Here is a 19,189-nt window from a genome sequence, read left to right as displayed (position 1 = left end):
CCATCGTCGATGGCCGGGCCAACGGCCGACCGCGACGATGAGCGCGGCAGTGCCCAGGTTCCAGACCGCAGTTCTCTGCAGCCCAGATCTCGGCTGATGCGCTTGGCTCCCCAGCCCAGCGACGCCAGCTTGAGCATCGCTTGTACGTCCTCAGGCGTTTGCATCGCCTGCCTCCCTTCGATCCACTCGGACCGGGGAGCTTGCTCGACCTCCTTCCACGAAGGAGGTCAATTCCTCCTGTCGTCAGGGGGTCAGTTTGTCGTGTCGCCAGTCTTCTAGCCGTTCAGTACGAGAGACTCCTTCGGATATTGCGCGCACATGAACTCGACAAACGCCCGAACCTTCGGCGCAGGAAGTCGTCGCGATGTATGCAGGACCCAGAGCGCGACCTCCACGCCCGAAACCGTGCCCCACTGAACCAGCTCTCCGCGACTCAGTTGGTTCCACGCGATGGACTGCGGTATCAGGGCAGCGCCGGCGCCCGCGACCGCAGCGTCGCGAATCATCAGGAACGAGGAAAGTCTCAGCCTTGGGATCGGCGCCAGGATCAGCCGTCCGTCGTCGAGCTTCCAATTCGTAGGTTGGAAGCTTGAGGACACGATGCTTGAGACGGGCCTGACCTTGCCGGGGGTTGGCACAGGCACAGAGGGCGCGGCCACGACCACCAGCCGGTCCTTGGCGAAGCATCGGCCCACGAGGCTGCTGTCCGGGCTCGGATTGATTCGAATCGCCGCGTCGAACTGCTCCTCGACGAGGTCGACCAGGCGATCCTCCGCCACCACCTCGCAGGTGACCTCGGGGTAGGCCGCGCAGAATTCGGCAGAGATGCGGCCCATCGCGAGCTGGGAGAACAGCACCGGCGAAGCGACACGCAGCCGTCCGCGCGGTGCCGACAAGCCCTCGCGAGCGGAAGTCATGGCTTCAGCCACCTCGTGCATCGGCCCTTCGGTGCGATCCATCAGCATCTGGCCGGCTTCCGTGAGCTTGAGCCCGCGGGCGCTGCGCTCGATGAGTCGCACGCCGAGTTGCTCTTCCAGGTCCGCGATGCGCCGGGACAGGGTCGCCTTCGATCTCCCGCTCGCACGGCTTGCCTTCCCCAGTCCTCCATTCGTCGCGACGAGCGCGAAGTCAGTCAATGCGTTCAGGTCCATGTGTTCCGAAATTGAAACGAAGCGTCTTGATTTTGGCGCCTTCGTTTTGTCAGTGCAACAGCCTATCTTCTCGTCATCGCAACTTCGATACGAGAAAACTGCAATGACCACCACTCAACGCGCTGTCCTGATCCGCGCCTATGGCGGTGCTACCGCGGCCGAGGTCGCCGAGATCGCAAGGCCCGCAGCCAGACAGGGCCAGGTGCTGGTGCGCGTTCGCGCCGCCGGCGTGAACGGCATCGATTGGAAAGTTCGTGAAGGTCTCGTCCAGAAGGCCTTCCCGCTTCAACTGCCCGCTGTGCTGGGTATCGAGCTCGCGGGTACCGTCGAGGCGGTCGGGCCCGGCGCATCGCGCTTTCGCGTGGGCGATCGCGTCATGGGGCCGCTTGGCCAACTGGGTGCCTATGCCGATTTCGTGACGGTCGACGAGGCGAACCTGGTGCGCACGCCGCAAGGCCTGGACGACGTCCATGCGGCCGGCGTCCCGGTGGCGGCGGTGGCAGCCTGGCACAGCTTGCACCACGCAGGTCCGATCGCCGCAGGTCAGCGAATCTTGATCCACGGCGCAGCGGGTGGGCTGGGCGGTTATGCCGTGCAGTACGCCAAGCGGGCCGGCGCCGAAGTCTTCGCAACCGCGTCGACCGCGCACGTCGAGTACGTGCGCAGCCTGGGCGCGGACCACGTCATCGACTACCAAACCCAACGCTTCGAGTCGGTCGCGCGGGACATCGATCTGGTGCTCGACTATGTCGGCGGCGAAGTGCTTGATCGCTCGTGGCAGGTGTTGACGAAGGACGGCGCGATCGTCGGCACGACTTCTGCCGACATCCTTGCACGCACGCCGACTGGCCGCCGCGGACTGTGGTTCGTGAACAAGCCGGACGCTCCCCTTCTGGAACAGCTGGCAGCGGAGATCGCCCAAGGCACGCTGATCTCGAAGCTCAGCGAGGTCGTGGGCTTCAACGACATCCCCGCAGCCATCGAACGCAATCGCACCGACCCTCGGATCGGCAAGGTCGTCGCTGACTTCTCGCGCTGATCAATTTCCCCCACCACCCCTCGCTACCCCCGGAGACTTCCATGAGCATTCTCGTCACCGGTGCCACCGGCACCATCGGTTCCCTCGTCGTCCAAGGCTTGGCCGCCGCCGGCGCTGAAGTCAGCGCGTTCGTTCGCACCCCCGGCAAGCAACGCTTCCCGGCGGGCGTCAAGGAGGTCGTCGGCGACCTGACCGACGTGCCCTCGCTGCGCGCGGCACTGTCGTCGGCGCGCACGTTGTTCCTGCTGAACGCGGTCACGCCCGACGAAGTGACGCAAGCCCTCGTCGCGCTGAATCTGGCTCGCGAGGCTGGCATCGAGCGCGTCGTCTACCTGTCGGTCATCCACGCGGACAAGTTCACCAACGTGCCGCACTTCACCGGCAAGTACACGGTCGAGCGAATGATCGAGAGCCTCGAGATTGCGGCGACCATTCTTCGGCCCGCCTACTTCATGCAGAACGAGCGCATGGTCCAGCAGGTGATCCAGGGCTACGGCATCTACCCGATGCCGATCGGCTCGGCGGGCGTCGCGATGATCGATGCGCGAGACATCGCGGACGTCGCCGTCGCCGAACTGCTGCGCCGCGACCGCGCGCTCGCGCCCTCGTCACGCGTGACGCTGGAACTGGTCGGGCCCGAGCTGTTGACTGGAGCGTCGGTGGCCAAGATCTGGAGTGCCGCGCTCGGTCGCGAAGTGACTTACGGCGGGGACGACGTGGCGGCCTTCGAAGTGCAGATGGCCGCGTTCGGGCCATCCTGGCTTGCCTACGACATGCGCCTGATGATGGCCGGGATTCAGAAGTTCGGCATGCACGGTGCGGACGGCGCCGCGGATCGCCTGCAGGCCATCCTCGGCCGCCCACTGCGCAAGTACACCGACTTCGTCAAGGGGGCCGTTGCCGCGTCGTAGGCGGCGCGCTTCGCGTACGTCGCTTCAGCAGGTCGTGCTGACCGCAACCGGAAGTTGCGCATCATCTTTCGCGCTACGCGCGGCACCATTGCCTGCCCACTGCAGGAGCGAACCGACGATGCAAGACCCTCTACAAGACGACGAGCGCTGGGAGCAGGTGCGTGCGCGCTATCCGGCGCAGGAGCCGCTGCTCAATCTGAACAACGCGGCCGTCAGCCCGCCACCGCGGGTCGTCGAGCAGGCGGTGATCGACGCCTTCCGCCTGATCAGCCGCAATCCGGACGTCAACATGTGGTCCGGCCTCGACGCGAGTCTGCCTTCGACCAAGGAGGCGCTCGCGGCATTCGTCGATTGCGATCCTTCCGAGATCGCGCTCAACCGAAACTCGACCGAGGGGCTGAGCACGGTCATCTTCGGCGTTCAGATGCAGCCTGGGGACGAGGTGGTGGTATCGGAGTGGGACTATCCGAGTTCCCTTGGCGGCTGGCAGCAGCGCGCCTCACGCGAAGGCATCCGGGCCGTGAAAGTGCCCTTCGACCCGCTCGACGATGACGACGCCATCGTGCGCGCGTACGCGGCTGCGCTGACGCCTCGCACGCGCGTGATGCAACTGACGCACATGCTGCATTGGACCGGGCGGGTGCTCCCTGCGCAGCGTCTGTGCGAGATGGCGCGCGAACATGGCGTGCTGTCTTTGGTGGACGGTGCGCAGACCTTCGCGCAAATGCCCGTCAGCTTCCGATCGCTGGGCTGCGACTTCTTCGTCACCAGCCTCCACAAATGGCTGGGTGCACCGGTGGGGAACGGCATGCTGATCGTGCGCCGCGACCGCATCGCGTCCACCTGGCCATTGATGGCACCGTTCGAAGACGTGCCCGAACGCATCGACAAGTTCGACCACTGGAATCTGGGGACGTACAACTCCGCCCTGCAAGCAGGGATCGGCCCCGCGATCGAGGCATACCGCGAAGTCGGTGTCCAGGCCATGCACGCTCGCTTGCGGGAATTGACGCGCTATTGGGTGGCGCTGGCTCGCAGCGTTCGAGGGTTCAGGCTGCATACACCGATCGATGACGAGCGGCTCGCTGCAGTCAGCCTGTTCTCGATCGACGGCGCAGACATGAAGCATGTCGAGCGGGAATTGCGGGAAAGGCACCAGGTGCACGTGAAGTACCGTTGCGTCGGGCCGATCGAGGGCTTACGAGTTTCTCCGCATGTCTACACCCGCAAGTCCGAGCTGCAGCGATTCGTGGAAGCACTGGATCGTGTACTCGAGCAGCAGGGACGGCAAGCTTAGTGCACTGGCAACCGCATCACGCCGCGCGCGCGATCTGTCGATGATGTCGCCGCTCAGCGCCCGTCCGGTGCGGACCCGGCGGGAGCACTCATCTGCGCCGTTGCCTGATCGATCTGGTCGGCATAGAGGATGAACTTGAACGGGTCGAATTCCTGGACCTTTTCCATCAGCTTGAGGTACACGACGCGACGCGACGCGCTCAATCGCTCGCTTGCCGGCAACCGCGCTTGAACCGCGCGCAGCGTCGACGCAGCGAGTTCGTGTCGGCCGTCGGCCACCATCCGGTCAACAGCCGCCAAGACCTGTGATTCACTCAGGCCCAGATAGTCGATCAGCGCTGCGCCGTGGTCAGCGTCGCTCAACGTATCGAGGCCCTGCAGGCCGTTCTGCCAGTAGCCGCTGTGCTGCTGGAACAGGCGATTGATCGTGTTCTCGCGCAGCACCAGATACGCCAGGTGCACCGACGCCGGGCTCTGCTCCAGCGTCGGCGGGATCAGGTTGGCCTGCTGGATCGCTGCGCGGGTCGTGCCCTTGGTCATTTCGGCGGCCACCTGGTCGCGCAGCCACACGAGCTGCACACGCAGGTCGGACAGCATCGCGGTCGAATCGAACAGGCGGGTCAAGGGCTCGTGGCCGTGTAGCAGCATGCGCGGCTTCAACGCGTTGACCTGGTCGATGCCGGCCAGCATGCCGTCGAGGCTGCCTTCGTTGGCAAAGGGCGCACCCAGATACGGCATCAGGATGTCGCCAGTGAACAGCACGCCGTGGTCCGGCATGTGGATCAGCAGCGCGTCGTCAGTCTCGCCGCCGCGCACCGGCTGCAGAGAGAAGCGGGTGCCGCCGACCGTCATCTCGGTCGGCTGGGCGATCGTCACGTCGGGCTTGAAGGCGAGCACGTCGTCGAAGCGGAAGCCGCGGCCGAAGAATCGCTTCAGCGTGGCCGGGTCGGCACCTGCATCGAGCGCAAGCTCATCGGCGTAGTTTGCGCGGGCGACGAAGCGCGGCGCCGGGTTCAGGCTGCGGAAATAGCGCTGCCCGCCCACGTGGTCCCAATGCGAGTGGGTGACGAACACCGTGGTCAGCGGCGGCAGCGCAGGCACGAGCGCGCGCAGCGCCTCGTGCGCCTCGCGTGCGGCGTCGGGCCGCGAGCCGGCGTCGATGGCGATCAGCTCGCGCCGGTTCGCCGACACGATGAAGTAGTACTCGGTGAACTCGAAGCCCGACAGCGCGTATACCGTGCCCGACACCACCTCCCGGATCGCGCGTGGTGAGAACTTGTGGCCCGAGACGGCGTCGCCGGAAAACGCGGTGGTGAAAAGCACCGGCTTGGAGGTCACCGCGTAGCCGCTGAGCGCCTGCTCGCGCTGAGCCTCGGCGAGGTTGCCGCGCTGGCGCTGCACCGATGCCAGGTGAAAGTGCACTTCGCGCAGCCAGTTCGCATGCGGCGCCTTGTCGGCGTGCGACAGGCACCAGGTGAGGTCGGCCAGCGCCGCGTCGCGCTCGCCGAAGAAGCCGGGCAGCTGGGCGCGCACGACGCCCGACATCCAGCGCATCACGAAGGCCTCGCCATGGGTCAGTTGCTTGGCATCGTCGAGCATGCGCACGGTGTCGCGAACCCAGCCGTAGCGCTTGAGCAAGCTGACGTCGTTGGCGTGCCCGGCGCGCAGTACGGCGATCGCCGTCAGGTAGATCGCGCGCTGCCCGTCGGTCAGCTGAGGGCCGAAACGGCGGCGCAGGTCTTCGAAGAAGGCGGCGCCCTCGGCATGCCGGCCCGCGTTGGCGAACTGGCCCATCAGCAGAAAGATGAGCTGCGGGTCCGACGGCGGGCGCCAGCGGTTGACCTGCTCGAGGTAAGCCAACTCCGGGCGGTCGCCGGCGACGGGCGCGGCGTTGCCGGCGCGGGCGTCGGCGGCGCCAGTGCTCAGGTCGGCCATCAGCAGCACACCGGCGCCGCAGCCCAGGATGAAGAGCCATCGACGGAGGACGTTCATGCGCTGCTCCCACAGTGAAGGGTCGTACGACTGGCTTGCGATGTGCAATGGACTATCGAAAGACTAGTTACTTGCGAAAGAGAAGTCAACTTGATAAGCTGCCGACATGGCGAAGAGTTATCAGATCGACGATTGCCCGGTCGCCAGGACGCTGGACCTGATCGGCGAACGATGGACCATCCTGCTGCTGCGCGACCTGCTGCTGCATGGCCCGCGGCGATTTCAGGACTTCCAGGCCGCGCTGCCCGGCGTGGCACCAAACATCCTGTCGGCTCGTCTGAAGACGATGGAAGACAACTGCCTGGTGCGGCGCTCGCTCTACAGCGAGCGACCACCGCGGCTGGAATATGTGCTGACCGACAAGGGAAAGAGCCTCGGCCCCATCGTGAAGGCGATGCGCGACTGGGGCAACAAGCGGCTCGGCTGAACGGCCCAGCCGGCAATGCATGCACGCCGCCTCGAAGATCCGACACCTAACTGCGGCCGATGTCGGCCTGCTGCGCCAGTTGAATGCCGTGTTCGCCGCGGCCTTCGATGACGAGCGCAGCTATGCGGGGGCGCCGCCGGATGACGCCTACTGCCGGCAGGCGCTGGGCAGGGACCACGTGATCGTGCTCGTGGCCCTCGAAGATGCGAATGTCGTCGGTGGGTTGGTGGCCTACGAGCTGTGCAAGTTGGAGCGCGCTCGCAGCGAGGTCTACATCTACGACCTTGCCGTGGCTGAATCGCATCGACGGCAAGGGATTGCGACGCGGCTGCTCGAGCGACTGCGCACCATCGCGCACGAGCGCGACGCGTGGGTCGTCTTCGTGCAGGCGGATCACGGCGACGAGCCGGCCATTGCGCTCTACGAGAAGCTGGGTCTGCGCGAAGAGGTGCTGCACTTCGACCTGCCCGTGCCCTGAGTGACTTCAAGCGATCAAGGCAGCCGCGTATCGAGGGCGATCCAGTTGACCTCCCAAGTGGCGCCTCCATCGGCGGAGAACGCCTGCTCGAAGCGGCAATGGTCCGCATCCAGTACGTCGATGACGAATCGGACGAGGATCGGCTTGCCCTTGAACGTCTCGGCGCTGTAGAAGATGCCGTGCCGGCCGCCGTTGAAGCCGCCGCTCATGGGCAGCCCCAGCGTTCCACCTGTCACGTTGGAGAAGTTCAGGGTCCAGCGCTGGCGCTGCGTGTCGAACAGGCGCAACGAAACCCCTTCGATGCGGCCAGGCGGGCCGGCGACCTCGAGCTCGACGAGATTCGCGCGCCCGCCAAGCAACGGATGGACGTTGCTGGTGCCGGTGTAGTCGGCCCACGCTTGCGAGCCGCTCAACGGTTGCAGGAGCCGTCGCAGCATCGTGCGCCAGCGGCCATGCTCGAAATCGAAATCGTGCGGCGTGCCGGCCGGCGTCTGAGGAATCGCGGGCGCCATATCATGGCCGGGGCTCGGTTGCAGCGAGGTATCTGCGCAAGCTGCGGCACCCGCGACGGCCATGACAACGACGGCGATGCGCACGGCCCGAAGAGGGGAGATCGAGGACATGGAAACCACTGTAGCCAACACGATCCCAACCACAAAGAAGGCACCTGCAGGTAACCGTCCGGGCGTCGCTCGCGCCAACGCGGTGTCCGGTTGCGCTCTCACGGCCGCGCTCGCCGCGATGGGCGGGCGTTGGAAGTTGTTCATCGTGTACCGGCTCTCCGATGGTCCGATGCATTTCGCCGCGCTGCGGCGCAGCCTCCCGCAAATGAGCGCCAAGGTGCTGGCGCAGCAACTGCGCGAAATGCAAGCCGACGGACTGATCGACCGCAAACAGCGCGGTCCGGTGCCCGCGCCGGTGATCTACGCGCTCGCGCCGCACGGCCAGTCGCTGCTGCCGGTGGCCGAAGCAATCCGTCGCTGGGGCATGGCGCACCAGGACTTCCACGCTCGCACGGGGACGCCGGACATCGCGACGGACGCACGCGCGATCTGCGGCGCCGGCATCGGCGCTCCATAGCGCGGCGCAGACGGGTCTGAGCCGCTGGCGATCAGGGCATGAACGACCCTTTGGCGGCCTTGCGCAACGACCGCAGGCCACGATTGATCGCAGCTTCGTCCGACGTGCCCAACCCGAAGACCAGCCCGGCGCTGGTGGCCGTGCCAGCGTAGTAGCGATTGAGGCTGTGCAGCTCCACGCCGTCCGCGCGCACTCGGGCGCACAGTTGCTCGACCTCGAATCCGTTCGTCGCCAACGCGCAAACGTGCATCCCGTAACTCGATGGGACCGGAGTCAGCAGACCCGCGAAATCGGCCTCGAGGCTGCGCCACAGGTGCTGCTTTCGCGCCGCATAGATCCCGCGCATGCGTCGGATGTGCCGCGCCAGGTGGCCTTCCTGCATGAAGGCCGCCACGCCGAGCTGCGTCGCCGTCGGGCAATGCCAATCCACGCAGTTCTTTGCCGCCGTGACGGCGTCACGCATCCATGCCGGCGCGATGACGAACCCCAGCCGCAACGAAGGCAGCATGCATTTCGAGAACGTTCCGACATAGCAGACCACGTCGGAGGCATCCAGTGTGCGCAGGGCCGGCAACGGGCTGCCTTCGAGGCGAAATTCACCGTCGTAGTCGTCTTCGACGACGACGGCGCCGGTGCCGCGAGCGAAGGCGAGCAACTCTGCACGCCGCCGCGCGGACATCGTCACGCCGATCGGGAATTGGTGCGACGGGCAGAGGCACACGACGCGCGCGTCGCGGGGGATCGCGTCGACCCGAAGGCCCTCTTCGTCGATCGGGACCGGCGCGACCCGCGCGCCCGCCGCGGCAAATGCCACGCGCATCGGCGGATAGCCGGGATCTTCGACCGCAACCACAGTGCTTCCGGGGATCACCAGCACGCGCGCGAGCAGGTCGAACGCTTGCTGCGCGCCGGCGGTGACCACGATCTCGTCGGGAGCGCACGCCACGGCCCTCGTCAACGCGATGTGATGGGCGATCGCCGCGCGCAAGCCGCGATTGCCCTGGTTGCCGCGGGGGCCGCGGGCACTCGGCGGCCGCCGGTCCAACGCCCGTAGCTGCTGTGCCATGAGGCGGCGAAACGTGGCGTGGGGAAATTCGCGCGAGTCGACCTGCGCCGGCCGGAAATCGGCGATAGGCCGGGCCGCGACGTCCGTCGAATCGTCCCAGAAGCCCATGGCGGAACGAACATCCTCGCTCAGCCAGAAGGGATTCAGCTGCCGGCCTGGCGGCGGCGGCATCTCGCGTGCATCTGGTCGTGTGGGCGATCGTCTCCGGCGCCCGGCGACGTATGTTCCCGCCCCGCGGCGGGTCGTGACCATCTCCTCGTCGAGGAGGCGTTCGTAGACTTCGCTCAGGGTATTGCGCGAGACGCCGAAGCACTGCGGCGACAGGCGCGTCGGGGGCAAGCGGGTGCCTGCGGCCAGGCGGCCGTCGATGATGGCCTGCCTGAGCTGCTGATGCAGGTTCTTCGCGGCGTCGCGTGCACCGGGCGCGGGACGCTCGATCTGGAGTTCGAAGACGACGGTCACGGTGCTGCGCTCAGGACGGGCGCCATCATAGGGCTCCACGCTCCAACGGCGCGCTGCCCGTTCGCCCAGCGGGCCGCCGCCGGCAACGAGGGGCACGACCTGCGATCACGAGGCCTGCTTCGTGAGGCGCGCCGTGAACGACGGCTCCCATGTCTTGCCGCCGTCGTCGGAATAGTCTTCCTGGTAGCTGTGGGACATCGGCGTGATGTTCGACCAGGTGCCGCGCACGAAGATCGAGCGGCCGCCGACATTGTCCTGCTGGTACAACTCGATCCGGCCGCCTGCATAGGACCCGATCATCGGGATGTCCAGCTTCCCGTTCGCGCTGTTGGCGAACGACATGCTCCACTGCCGGGTTTGCGGGTTGTACAGGAACAATGTCATGGCCTGCCAGTGACCGCGGGGCCCGTCCGCCTCGATCTCTTCGAGCAAGGCCTTGCCGTTCCACACGGGTCGCACGCGGACCGTCCCGTGCATCTCGACGAGTTCCGTGCGGCCCGTGAGCGGCGTCATGTTGCGCTTGATGTGGGTCTTCCATACCCCGAGGTTGAAGTCGAAGTCGTGCTGTCCGTCGCGGGCTGCATCGGCAGGGGCCGCCGGCACATCGTCTGCGTGGCAAAGGGCGACGAGGCCGAGCGCCGCGCAAGCGGCGATCAGTGCCCGGATCGATGTCTTGAAGTTCATGTGATCACGCATGATGTTGGGGTGCCGCGCATCTTCGACGTGCGGGCAAGCTTGCTCCAGAGCCACTCGGACCGTTCTCTCCTGGGCCACCCGGTGCGCTGACGGCAATCGGCCCTGCAAGTGCTGGCGATTTGGCACGAGCGGCTTTACGTAGATGTACGTACGAACCAAAGTCGATCGGGAGCTAGGCTGCACGGGCAGGAGCGGACGCTGGCCGCCCGTCATCCATCGAGGACTCGTTTCGGCAGACCTCGTGGCCAATCGCAGCTGAACTTCATGAATGATCGAAATCTCGTCCGGGGCCTGTTCCTCATCGCGATCTCGCTGGCCTTCGGCCTGCAGTCGCTGCGCTATCCGATAGGCCAGTTCAGCCACGCCGGGCCGGGCCTGTTCCCGCTGCTGGTGAGCTCTCTTCTGCTCCTGATCGGCCTGATCACCGTGCTGCGTTCGCGCTTGGTCGAACATGTCCCCCTGGCCTTCAACTGGAAGAACATCGCCATCATCCTGGCGAGCCTGTGCGGGTTTGCGTTGATCTCCGAGCATCTCAACATGATCGCGGGTATCGCGTTCATGGTGTTCTGCGCCTCGTTTGCCGGCAGTTCCTCGTATTCGGTGGCGCGCAACCTCAAGATCGCGGCCGGCCTGATCGCCGTGGCCCTGGCATTCCAAAAACTCCTCGGCTTCAACTTGCCCCTCTACTGATGGACGTCCTGCACAACCTCGCGCTCGGTTTCGGCGTCGCGCTGACCTGGCAGAACCTCATGTACTGCGCGATCGGCTGCACGGTGGGCACGCTCGTGGGCCTGCTGCCCGGACTGGGCCCCCTGGCCACGATCAGCATCTTGCTGCCGCTGACCTATTCGATCCCCACGGGCGGCGCGCTGATCATGCTCGCCGGCATCTACTACGGCGCCCAGTACGGCGACAGCGTGAGCGCCATCACGATGAAGATCCCGCACGCCAGCAGCATCGTGGCCTGCATCGACGGCTACCAGATGACGCTCAAGGGCAAGACCGGGCTGGCCCTGTTCACCGCCGGCGTCTCGAGTTTCATCGGCGGCACGGTGGCCATCGTCGTGCTTTCGTTCTTCGCTCCGATGCTCGGCGAGGTGGCCTTCCTGTTCGGGCCGGCCGACTACTGCGCCCTCATGCTGGTGGGCTTCGTCTGCGTGAGCTTCGTCACCACCGGCAGCCTGCTCAACGGCATGGCCATGTGCCTGATCGGCGTGCTGCTGGGGCAGATCGGCACCGACGTGAACAGCGGCCTGCCGCGCTTCACGATGGACCTGCCGTTCCTGGCCGAAGGCGTCGGTCTGGTGAGCATCGCGCTGGGCTGCTTCGGCATTGCCGAGATCACCAAGAACCTCGACAACAAGGACGAGCGCACGCCCTTCAACGGCAAGATCAACCTCATGCCGACCTGGCCCGAGTTCAAGCGCATCATCCCCAGCGCCTTGCGAGGCAGCGTGATCGGTTCCTTCCTGGGCATCTTGCCTGGCGGCGGCCCGGTGATCGCGCAGTTCGCCGCTTATGCGGTCGACAAGAAGGTCAGCAAGTACAAGCACGAGATCGGCAGCGGCGCGATCGAAGGCGTGGCCGGCCAAGCCGCCGCCGACGAGGCGGCTGCGCGCACCAGCTTCATCCCGCTGATGAGCATCGGCATTCCCGAGAACGCGGTGATGGCGCTGATGATGGCGGCGTTCATCATCAAGGGCATCCAGCCCGGGCCGAACATGATCGCCGGCCACCCCGATCTGTTCTGGGGTCTGGTGGCCAGCATGTGGGTGGGCAACTGCTTCCTGATCACGCTGAACGTGCCGCTGGTGCGCTACTGGCTGTCGGTGTTCAAGATTCCCTACAGCGTCTTGTTCCCGTCGATCCTGTTCTTCTGCTGCATCGGCACCTACAGCGTCAACAACAACCTGGACGACATCTTCATCACTTCCGTCTTTGGGTTCATCGGCTACATGTTCATGCGCCTGGATCTGGATCCCGCTCCGCTCATGCTCGGCTTCATCCTCGGCCCCATGCTGGAAGAGAACTTCCGCCGCGCGCTGCTCTTGAGTCGTGGGCAATTCGGGGCGTTCTTTGCCCGCCCCATCAGTGGCACCCTGCTGGGGTTGATCGGCATCTTCGTGGTGTGGCAGCTCGCGGCCTTCTTCTGGCAGGCCCGAAATGGGACTGCGCAAACCGCGTGATGGTCGTGGGGGAGAAGAAGCCACGACGAACTCGTAGAACGCATCCTGCAGGATGTCTTCGACCTCGTGCGGATAGACGAACGCGCGGCTCGGATATTGTGGTGTCCTGAGTCGCGACCGCGCGAACTCAGTCCACGCCGTCAAGCAGCGTCAACGCCGGCATTGCTGCCCGAGGCAGACGGTTTCAAAGCCCTGGCCCGCGAATCGTGAAGCGCGTGCAGCACCGGGGCCAGCGCAGCCTGGACGCGATCCAGCTGCGTTTCGATCTCCCGATCCGCCGCGTTCTGGACGCAGGCGGCCTCGAGGTCGGCCGCTGCCGCGCTCAGCGCGCATGCGCCCAGCGTGGCGGCCTCGGACTTCAGGTCGTGGGCCAGGCGCCTCGCAGTGACCTGGTCGCCTGCCGCAGCTTCAAACCGAGCGCAGAAGTGGCTGCTGCGCTCGGCAAACATCGCCAGCAGCCGACCGTGGAGCGCACTGCCAGGTTCCACACCGCTTTCGCGCAAGACGGCTTCGTCGAACGGTCCACTGGCCGCACATGCGGCGCTGGCGGAGGCGATCCAGCGGGCCAATGTGCCGAAGAGCTGAGCGAGCTTGATCGGCTTGGCCACATGGTCGTTCATTCCCGCCGCCAGGGCCTTGTCGCGATCGCCAACCATCGCGTTGGCTGTCATCGCGATCACCGGAAGCTCCCGCCAACGCGCGTCCTGGCGCAGTCGCCGGGTGGTCTCGTAGCCATCAAGTTCGGGCATCTGGCAATCCATCAGAACGCCGTCGAAAGTCTGCTGCTCCAACATGTGCAGTGCCCGCACGCCGTTGTCGGCCACCACGACCTCGATACCGGCCCCGCGTAGCAGTTCGCACGCCAGTTCCTGATTGACCGGGTTGTCCTCGACGAGTAGCAGACGTGCCCCCGCCAGCGACAGCCGCTGGCGCGCCAGGGTCGCATCCTCGCTTTGGAGCGTCGCCGAGCCGGGTCGACTGGGCAGCAGCACATCCAGGCACGCGTCGAGCAAGGTGGAAGGCGTGACGGGCTTGGCCAGCATCGCCGCCACCGGCGCCGCTGCCGCGGTCGCGCGTCGCCGTGCTTCGTCGCGGCTGAACGCGGTGACCATGAGCACCGCCGGCGGCCTGTGGCGCAGCGTCATCCCGGTCAGCTGGCGCGCGACCTCCACACCGTCCATGCCGGGCATCTTCCAGTCCAGCAACACGAGGTCGAAGGACCGATCGGCGGCATCGGCGGCGCTGATCGCCGTCAACGCGGTGCCGCCGTCGGCTGCAGTCTGTGCCTCGAGCGACAACGCGCGCGTCATGTCCGCCATGTGCTCGCGCGCGCATTCGTTGTCATCGACGACGAGAATCCGCAGCCCGTGGAGCTGCTCGAATCCGCGTTGTGTGCCCGCGGTGACCTCGGGCAGTCCGAACCGGGCACTGAAGCGGAAGCGGCTGCCGCGCCCGGGCTCACTGTCCACGGTGATCTCGCCGCCCATCATCTGCACCAGGTGGCGGCTGATGGCCAAGCCCAGGCCAGTGCCCCCGAAGCGCCGGGTGGTGGAGCTGTCCGCCTGCGTGAAGGGCTGGAAGAGGCGAGCGATCTCCTCTGCCCGCAGCCCCATGCCGGTGTCTCTCACCTCGAAGACGAGTCGAACGGCGTTGTCCTCGCGCTCGGACTGCGCGGCCGATACGACCACCTCGCCGCGTTCGGTGAACTTGACCGCATTGCTGGCCAGATTGAGGAGTACCTGTCCGAGCCGTGTCGGGTCGCCCAGCAGGCGGCGCGGCAGCCGCGGCGGCAGCGCGTAGATCAGCTCGACACCCTTTTCCTCGGCCTTCAGTCCGATCACTGCGGCCAGCCGGTCCAGCACTTCGTCGAGGTCGAACTCGACGCATTCCATCTCGAGATGGCCGGCCTCGATCTTGGACAGATCCAGGATGTCGTTCAGGATGGCCATCAATGACTCCGCAGCGCGTTGCACGTGGCTCACGTAGCGAGCCTGCGTGTCGTTCAAGCCGCTCTGCATCGCCAGCTGCGACATGCCGAGGATGGCGTTCATTGGCGTGCGGATCTCGTGGCTCATGTTGGCCAGGAAGCGGCTCTTGCCTTCGTTGGCCGCCTCCGCGCGCTCTTTGGCGATGCGCAGTTCCTGCACGCGCCGCAGCTCGCCGATGTCGCGGCTGATCCCCACGATACCCACGATGCGCCCGCCGTCGTCGCGCAGCGGCACCTTGGTCGTCAGCATCCAGCGCTGGCCGCCGGTGCTGCGGTCGAGCGCCACTTCTTCGCGGCCGATGAGCGCCTGGCCCGAGCGCATCACTTCGCGGTCGTCGTCGAAAAAGCGCTGCGCTTGCTCGGGCGGGTAGCAGTCGAAGACGGTGCGGCCCAGCAATTCGGCAGGCGTCGTGTCCACGCCCGCCGCCATCGCCTGGTTGACCAGAACGTAGCGAGACTCGGTGTCCTTCGCGTAGATGGCGTCGGGCACGTTGTCGATCAAGGTGCGCAGCAGGTGGCGCTCGGCCGCCAGTTCGGCGGTGCGGTCCCGGACGCGCTGGTCGAGCTCGGCGTTCAGGTGGAGGATCTCTTCTTCGGCGAGCTTGCGGCTATGGATGTCGCGGCTGACGCCGACGAGCCCGACGACCTCGCCGCGCGCGTCGCGCACCGGCAGCTTCGTGGTCAGGTGCCAGCGTGCCTCGCCGGCCCCCGAGTCGGTCCCGAGCTCCTCGCGCTCGCTCAGCGCTTCGCCGCGCTGCACCGACTCTTCGTCGGCGCGAAATTTGGCCGCCATCTCGGGGGAGTAGAAGTCGGCGTCGGTCCGGCCGATGAGCTGACGCGGCGAGTCCGCGCCCATCACGCGCGCGACGGCGTTGTTGGCAAGCACAAACCGGCCCGCACGATCCTTGGCGTAGATGTAGTCGGGCATCAGATCGATGAGAGTGCGCATCAGCGCGCGCTCGTCGCCGATGGGGCTATCGCGTGCGCGCACGCGCTGCCGAACGAGGAGCCACGTCGCCAGTGCGCCCGCGACCGCGCCGATCGCAATGCAGCCGAGCACGATCCAGACGAGATCGACGGAATGCACCTCGGGACCCCTCTTCTACGAAGATCCCTGACCAGCGGCCAATATAGCGCCGCGGCGAGCGGCGCGCGGCACTATCGGAAGAAATCGCTCGCTCTGTACAAGTGCCGCATCTCCGCGGACGGGGCCCAGCGGCGATTCAAGGCTGCAGTGCCAGATCGAAGATCGGTTCGGCGACGACCCACTTGGCGCCCGCAGGCGTCCAGGGTGTGGGGACCTGGTAGCGCCACATCTGTCTCTCCCACTCGATCAACCGCGCATCGGTGGCCGCGGCATGGGCCATGCGGTCAGCGTCGAAGACCGCGTCGTCGGTGTCCATGACCATGCACAGGCGCGTGCCGAGGCGATAGATCTGCATGCCGATCACACCGTGCGCGCGCATGTGCGCCGCGACTTCGGGCCAGATCGCGCGGTGCCGCGCTTCGTACTCCTTGATGAGCACCGGGTCGTCGCGAAGGTCGAGCATCAGGCATCGGCGCATGGCGTGCTTTCCGCGGCTCAGGTCAGTGGCTTGAGGGCAGCGCGCGGTCCAGGTGCACGTAGCCGCCGTCGGGGTGCAGCCACTGCCCGGTGGTGTGCGACGATCGGTCGGACAGCAGGAAGACGACCATGTCGGCGATCTCCTGGTCGGTCGTCATGCGCTGCCCGAGCGGGATGCGTGCGGTGATGTCGGCCAATGCACTGGCCGGGTCGGGGCGGGTCTTCAGCCACGATTCGTAGAGCGGCGTCATGACCTCGGCGGGCAGCACCGCATTGACGCGCACGCCGTGCGGCGCGAGCGCGGCCGCCCATTCGCGCGTCAACCCGAGCTGCCCGGCCTTTGCGGCGACATAGCCGCTGGTGCCGCCCTGGCCGGTGAGTGCGGTCTTCGACGAAATGTTCACGATCGCGCCGCGCCGCGCCTTGAGCTGCTCGACGCAGAGGTGCGCCATGACGTAGCAGTGGACGAGGTTGGCCTCGAGAGACCGCACGAACGCGGCGCGGCCGGCTTCGAGGCCGACGCTGTCGTTGACGCCGGCGTTGTTGACCAGCCGATCGATGCCGCCGAACTTCGCGATCGTGCGGCCTACCGCATCGGTGCACGCCGGTTCGTCCTCGAGCTCGAGCTGGAAGAAGCCGAAGCGCGGGCACAGCCCCGTCAAGGTCTCGACGAATGCCGGCTTCAGCGGGCTGCGCCCCATGATGACCGGCACCGCGCCTTCGCGCGCCAGCTGCAGGCTGATCGCGCCGCCGATGCCGGCACCGCCGCCGGTGACGATGACGATCTTGTCTTGAAGGTGCAGGTCCATGCGGTGACTCCTCGCGCGATCAGTCGTAGAGCACCGCGGCGATCTTCGGATCGGTCATGTTGCTCTTGTCGTAGTAGAAGAAGCCGGTGTCGATCACCTTCGGCAGCTTCTCGCCCTTCAGCGCCTTCACCGCGGCTTCGACGGTCTTGTAGCCGATGCCGACCGGGTTCTGCGTGATCGAGCCGGCGATGGTGCCGTCGCGGATCGCGTCCTTCTGCTGCTTGCCCGAGTCGTAGCCGATGATCACGATCTTGCGCTTCGTCTCGCGCACGCCGTTGGCCACGCCGAGCACCGAGCCCTCGTTGGCGCCGAACATGCCCTTGAGGTTCGGGTAGGCCTGCAGGATCGACTTGGTCACCTCGGTCGACTTCAGCTGGTCGCCGCCGCCGTACTGCACGCTGACCACCTTGACCTTCGGGTGCGCGGCCTTCATCCGGTCGACGAAGCCATCGCGCCGGTCCATGCCGGTGCGGCTGGTCTGGTCGTGGGCCACGACGGCCACTTCGCCCGCGTCGCCGATCAGCGCGGCGAGCTTGTCGGCCGCGAGCGCGGCGGCCGCCTTGTTGTCGGTGGTGGTGGTGGTCAACGGGATGTCGCTGTCGACGCCCGAGTCGAACGCGATCACCGGGATCTTCGCCGCCGCCGCCTTCTTCAGCAGCGGCGTCGCGGCCTGGCTGTCGAGCGCCGCGAAGCCGATGGCTTTCGGGTTCTTGGCCAGCGCCGCGGCGAGCATGTCGATCTGCTTGTCGACCATCGCCTCGGTCTCGGGGCCCTCGAAGGTGACCGTGACCTTGTAGTCCTTGGCGGCCTGATCGGCGCCGGATTTCACGGCCTGCCAGAACTGGTGCTGGAAGCCCTTGGAGATCAGCGGAATGTAGATCTGCTGGGCCGACGCGCAGGGCACGAAGGCATACAGGGCGCTCGCCGCCAGCGCGATGGTCAGCAGTCGTCGTTGGATCATGGAATGTCTCCTGTTTCGGTGGTTCCGGAATCCGTCCGGCTGCGGTTCTGTTGAAGGGCTCAGGCCTTGCCGCGGCGCAGGATGTCGGTGTAGACGGCGAGGATGATGATCAGACCAGTGAGCACCGTCTGCCACTCCTGCGCGACCGACATGATGCGCAGCCCGTTGGTCAGCACGCTCATGATGAACGCGCCGATGATGGTGCCGATGATGGTGCCGGTGCCGCCCGACAGCGAGGTGCCGCCGATCACGACCGCGGCGATCGCGTCGAGCTCGTAACCCTGGCCGAGCGCCGGCTGCGCCGAGTTCAGCCTCGATGCGATCAGCAGGCCCGCGATGCCGCAGATCGCGCCGCTGATCGAGTACACGACGATCTTCCAGAACACCACGTTGACCCCCGACAGGCGCACCGCCTCCTCGTTGCTGCCGAGCGCGAAGGTGTAGCGCCCCACCAGGGTCTTGTTCAGCACGATGCTGGCGAGCAGGGCGACCACGAACATGATCAGCACCGCGTTCGGGATCGGCAGCGCTGGAATGAGGTAGCCGATCAGCGAGTCCTGCGAGATCACCGGGAAGTCCGGCGTGCCGTTGAAGTAGATCGGCTTGGTGCCCGAGATCACCAGCGACAAGCCCTTGAGCAGCATCATCATGCCGAGCGTGGCGATGAACGGCGGGATCTTCAGCTTCGCGATCAGCACGCCGTTCGTGAAGCCGCAGAGCGCGCCGAAGAAGATCGCCGCGACGATGCCGAGCGACAGCGGCATGCCCCAGTACGTCAGCACGACGCCGGCCATCACCGAGCAGAACGTCATCATCGTGCCGACCGACAGGTCGATGCCGGCGGAGATGATCACGAAGGTGCAGGCGATCGCGAGCACGCCGTTGACGGCGGTGGACTGCAGGATGCTGACCAGGTTGCCGGTCTGCAGGAAGTTGGGTGAGGCGAGGCTGAAGAAGATCATCAGCACCAGCAGGCTCGCGAAGGCCATGGCCTTCTGGCGCGTCGCCGGTTTCAGGAGGGTGTGCTTCAGCGCCGCGAGCGGGCGCTGGGGGACCACGGAGACTTGTTCGGTCATGGTGCAGT

Annotated in this window: 18 protein-coding genes; 8 read left to right on the top strand and 10 right to left on the bottom strand. The window is 66.3% G+C overall.

The window, feature by feature from the left end:
* Positions 1-275 precede the first annotated feature (275 nt).
* Entirely contained in the window at positions 276-1,151 is an 876-nt protein-coding gene (locus tag AC1DTW_RS06045) for a LysR family transcriptional regulator (protein ID WP_477980124.1), read from the bottom strand.
* Between the two features lie 103 nt (positions 1,152-1,254).
* Between AC1DTW_RS06045 and AC1DTW_RS06040 the strand changes: the two genes are divergently transcribed.
* From AC1DTW_RS06040 to AC1DTW_RS06030, 3 genes are all read left to right on the top strand, one after another.
* Positions 1,255-2,190, top strand: a complete 936-nt coding sequence (locus AC1DTW_RS06040) for an NADP-dependent oxidoreductase (RefSeq protein WP_477980123.1) — start codon at positions 1,255-1,257, stop codon at positions 2,188-2,190.
* A 41-nt stretch (positions 2,191-2,231) separates the two neighbouring features.
* Positions 2,232-3,101, top strand: coding sequence for an NmrA/HSCARG family protein (locus AC1DTW_RS06035; RefSeq protein ID WP_477980122.1), 870 nt, complete (start codon positions 2,232-2,234; stop codon positions 3,099-3,101).
* 118 nt (positions 3,102-3,219) lie between these two features.
* Entirely contained in the window at positions 3,220-4,398 is a 1,179-nt protein-coding gene (locus AC1DTW_RS06030) for an aminotransferase class V-fold PLP-dependent enzyme (protein WP_477980121.1), read from the top strand.
* Positions 4,399-4,451: 53 nt separating this feature from the next.
* Here AC1DTW_RS06030 and AC1DTW_RS06025 read toward each other — a convergent pair whose 3' ends face one another.
* On the bottom strand, positions 4,452-6,389 hold the full coding sequence (locus tag AC1DTW_RS06025; protein ID WP_477980120.1) for an MBL fold metallo-hydrolase: 1,938 nt from the start codon (positions 6,387-6,389) through the stop codon (positions 4,452-4,454).
* 106 nt (positions 6,390-6,495) lie between these two features.
* Between AC1DTW_RS06025 and AC1DTW_RS06020 the strand changes: the two genes are divergently transcribed.
* The gene (locus tag AC1DTW_RS06020; protein ID WP_477980119.1) at positions 6,496-6,816 is read left to right on the top strand and encodes a winged helix-turn-helix transcriptional regulator; all 321 of its coding nucleotides are present in this window, start codon (positions 6,496-6,498) and stop codon (positions 6,814-6,816) included.
* A gap of 19 nt (positions 6,817-6,835) precedes the next feature.
* Entirely contained in the window at positions 6,836-7,294 is a 459-nt protein-coding gene (locus tag AC1DTW_RS06015) for an AAC(3)-I family aminoglycoside N-acetyltransferase (RefSeq protein ID WP_477980118.1), read from the top strand.
* A gap of 14 nt (positions 7,295-7,308) precedes the next feature.
* Here the strand turns inward: AC1DTW_RS06015 and AC1DTW_RS06010 are convergent, their stop codons facing one another.
* Positions 7,309-7,917, bottom strand: coding sequence for a hypothetical protein (locus AC1DTW_RS06010; protein WP_477980117.1), 609 nt, complete (start codon positions 7,915-7,917; stop codon positions 7,309-7,311).
* On the opposite strand from AC1DTW_RS06010, the gene AC1DTW_RS06005 reads away from it, so the two are divergent.
* Complete coding sequence (locus AC1DTW_RS06005; protein WP_477980116.1) at positions 7,916-8,374, top strand: winged helix-turn-helix transcriptional regulator; 459 nt, start codon at positions 7,916-7,918, stop codon at positions 8,372-8,374. The two genes, AC1DTW_RS06010 and AC1DTW_RS06005, sit on opposite strands and share 2 nt — an antisense overlap.
* A gap of 31 nt (positions 8,375-8,405) precedes the next feature.
* Here AC1DTW_RS06005 and pdxR read toward each other — a convergent pair whose 3' ends face one another.
* Together pdxR and AC1DTW_RS05995 are read right to left on the bottom strand one after the other, a co-directional pair.
* On the bottom strand, positions 8,406-9,902 hold the full coding sequence (gene pdxR, locus AC1DTW_RS06000; RefSeq protein WP_477980115.1) for a MocR-like pyridoxine biosynthesis transcription factor PdxR: 1,497 nt from the start codon (positions 9,900-9,902) through the stop codon (positions 8,406-8,408).
* Positions 9,903-10,007: 105 nt separating this feature from the next.
* Positions 10,008-10,586 (bottom strand): hypothetical protein, encoded by a 579-nt coding sequence (locus AC1DTW_RS05995; protein WP_477980114.1) that lies wholly within the window; start codon positions 10,584-10,586, stop codon positions 10,008-10,010.
* A gap of 276 nt (positions 10,587-10,862) precedes the next feature.
* On the opposite strand from AC1DTW_RS05995, the gene AC1DTW_RS05990 reads away from it, so the two are divergent.
* Together AC1DTW_RS05990 and AC1DTW_RS05985 are read left to right on the top strand one after the other, a co-directional pair.
* On the top strand, positions 10,863-11,288 hold the full coding sequence (locus AC1DTW_RS05990) for a tripartite tricarboxylate transporter TctB family protein (protein ID WP_477980113.1): 426 nt from the start codon (positions 10,863-10,865) through the stop codon (positions 11,286-11,288).
* Complete coding sequence (locus AC1DTW_RS05985; RefSeq protein ID WP_477980246.1) at positions 11,288-12,784, top strand: tripartite tricarboxylate transporter permease; 1,497 nt, start codon at positions 11,288-11,290, stop codon at positions 12,782-12,784. Before AC1DTW_RS05990 ends, AC1DTW_RS05985 begins: the two co-directional genes overlap by 1 nt.
* 140 nt (positions 12,785-12,924) lie before the next feature.
* Here the strand turns inward: AC1DTW_RS05985 and AC1DTW_RS05980 are convergent, their stop codons facing one another.
* From AC1DTW_RS05980 to AC1DTW_RS05960, 5 genes are all read right to left on the bottom strand, one after another.
* Positions 12,925-15,858 carry a PAS domain-containing protein gene (locus AC1DTW_RS05980; RefSeq protein ID WP_477980112.1) on the bottom strand — a complete coding sequence of 978 codons (2,934 nt, stop codon included), beginning with the start codon at positions 15,856-15,858 and terminating at the stop codon, positions 12,925-12,927.
* Between the two features lie 136 nt (positions 15,859-15,994).
* Positions 15,995-16,336 (bottom strand): L-rhamnose mutarotase, encoded by a 342-nt coding sequence (locus tag AC1DTW_RS05975; protein WP_477980111.1) that lies wholly within the window; start codon positions 16,334-16,336, stop codon positions 15,995-15,997.
* Between the two features lie 22 nt (positions 16,337-16,358).
* The gene (locus AC1DTW_RS05970) at positions 16,359-17,144 is read right to left on the bottom strand and encodes an L-fucose dehydrogenase (protein ID WP_477980110.1); all 786 of its coding nucleotides are present in this window, start codon (positions 17,142-17,144) and stop codon (positions 16,359-16,361) included.
* 19 nt (positions 17,145-17,163) lie between these two features.
* Positions 17,164-18,105, bottom strand: coding sequence for an ABC transporter substrate-binding protein (locus tag AC1DTW_RS05965; RefSeq protein ID WP_477980109.1), 942 nt, complete (start codon positions 18,103-18,105; stop codon positions 17,164-17,166).
* A 59-nt stretch (positions 18,106-18,164) separates the two neighbouring features.
* Positions 18,165-19,181, bottom strand: coding sequence for an ABC transporter permease (locus AC1DTW_RS05960; RefSeq protein ID WP_477980108.1), 1,017 nt, complete (start codon positions 19,179-19,181; stop codon positions 18,165-18,167).
* Positions 19,182-19,189 lie beyond the last annotated feature (8 nt).

This window comes from Rhizobacter sp. P5_A1 (genome assembly GCF_056400745.1).
This window is presented reverse-complemented; position numbering and strand designations above follow the sequence as displayed.

Bases quoted from the DNA above. Each gene is read 5' to 3' on its own strand.
- AC1DTW_RS06045 (WP_477980124.1), bottom strand. From the start codon at position 1,151: ATGGACCTGAACGCATTGACTGACTTCGCGCTCGTCGCGACGAATGGA.
- AC1DTW_RS06040 (WP_477980123.1), top strand. From the start codon at position 1,255: ATGACCACCACTCAACGCGCTGTCCTGATCCGCGCCTATGGCGGTGCT.
- AC1DTW_RS06035 (WP_477980122.1), top strand. From the start codon at position 2,232: ATGAGCATTCTCGTCACCGGTGCCACCGGCACCATCGGTTCCCTCGTC.
- AC1DTW_RS06030 (WP_477980121.1), top strand. From the start codon at position 3,220: ATGCAAGACCCTCTACAAGACGACGAGCGCTGGGAGCAGGTGCGTGCG.
- AC1DTW_RS06025 (WP_477980120.1), bottom strand. From the start codon at position 6,389: ATGAACGTCCTCCGTCGATGGCTCTTCATCCTGGGCTGCGGCGCCGGT.
- AC1DTW_RS06020 (WP_477980119.1), top strand. From the start codon at position 6,496: ATGGCGAAGAGTTATCAGATCGACGATTGCCCGGTCGCCAGGACGCTG.
- AC1DTW_RS06015 (WP_477980118.1), top strand. From the start codon at position 6,836: ATGCACGCCGCCTCGAAGATCCGACACCTAACTGCGGCCGATGTCGGC.
- AC1DTW_RS06005 (WP_477980116.1), top strand. From the start codon at position 7,916: ATGGAAACCACTGTAGCCAACACGATCCCAACCACAAAGAAGGCACCT.
- AC1DTW_RS06010 (WP_477980117.1), bottom strand. From the start codon at position 7,917: ATGTCCTCGATCTCCCCTCTTCGGGCCGTGCGCATCGCCGTCGTTGTC.
- AC1DTW_RS05995 (WP_477980114.1), bottom strand. From the start codon at position 10,586: ATGAACTTCAAGACATCGATCCGGGCACTGATCGCCGCTTGCGCGGCG.
- AC1DTW_RS05990 (WP_477980113.1), top strand. From the start codon at position 10,863: ATGAATGATCGAAATCTCGTCCGGGGCCTGTTCCTCATCGCGATCTCG.
- AC1DTW_RS05985 (WP_477980246.1), top strand. From the start codon at position 11,288: ATGGACGTCCTGCACAACCTCGCGCTCGGTTTCGGCGTCGCGCTGACC.
- AC1DTW_RS05975 (WP_477980111.1), bottom strand. From the start codon at position 16,336: ATGCGCCGATGCCTGATGCTCGACCTTCGCGACGACCCGGTGCTCATC.
- AC1DTW_RS05970 (WP_477980110.1), bottom strand. From the start codon at position 17,144: ATGGACCTGCACCTTCAAGACAAGATCGTCATCGTCACCGGCGGCGGT.
- AC1DTW_RS05965 (WP_477980109.1), bottom strand. From the start codon at position 18,105: ATGATCCAACGACGACTGCTGACCATCGCGCTGGCGGCGAGCGCCCTG.
- AC1DTW_RS05960 (WP_477980108.1), bottom strand. From the start codon at position 19,181: ATGACCGAACAAGTCTCCGTGGTCCCCCAGCGCCCGCTCGCGGCGCTG.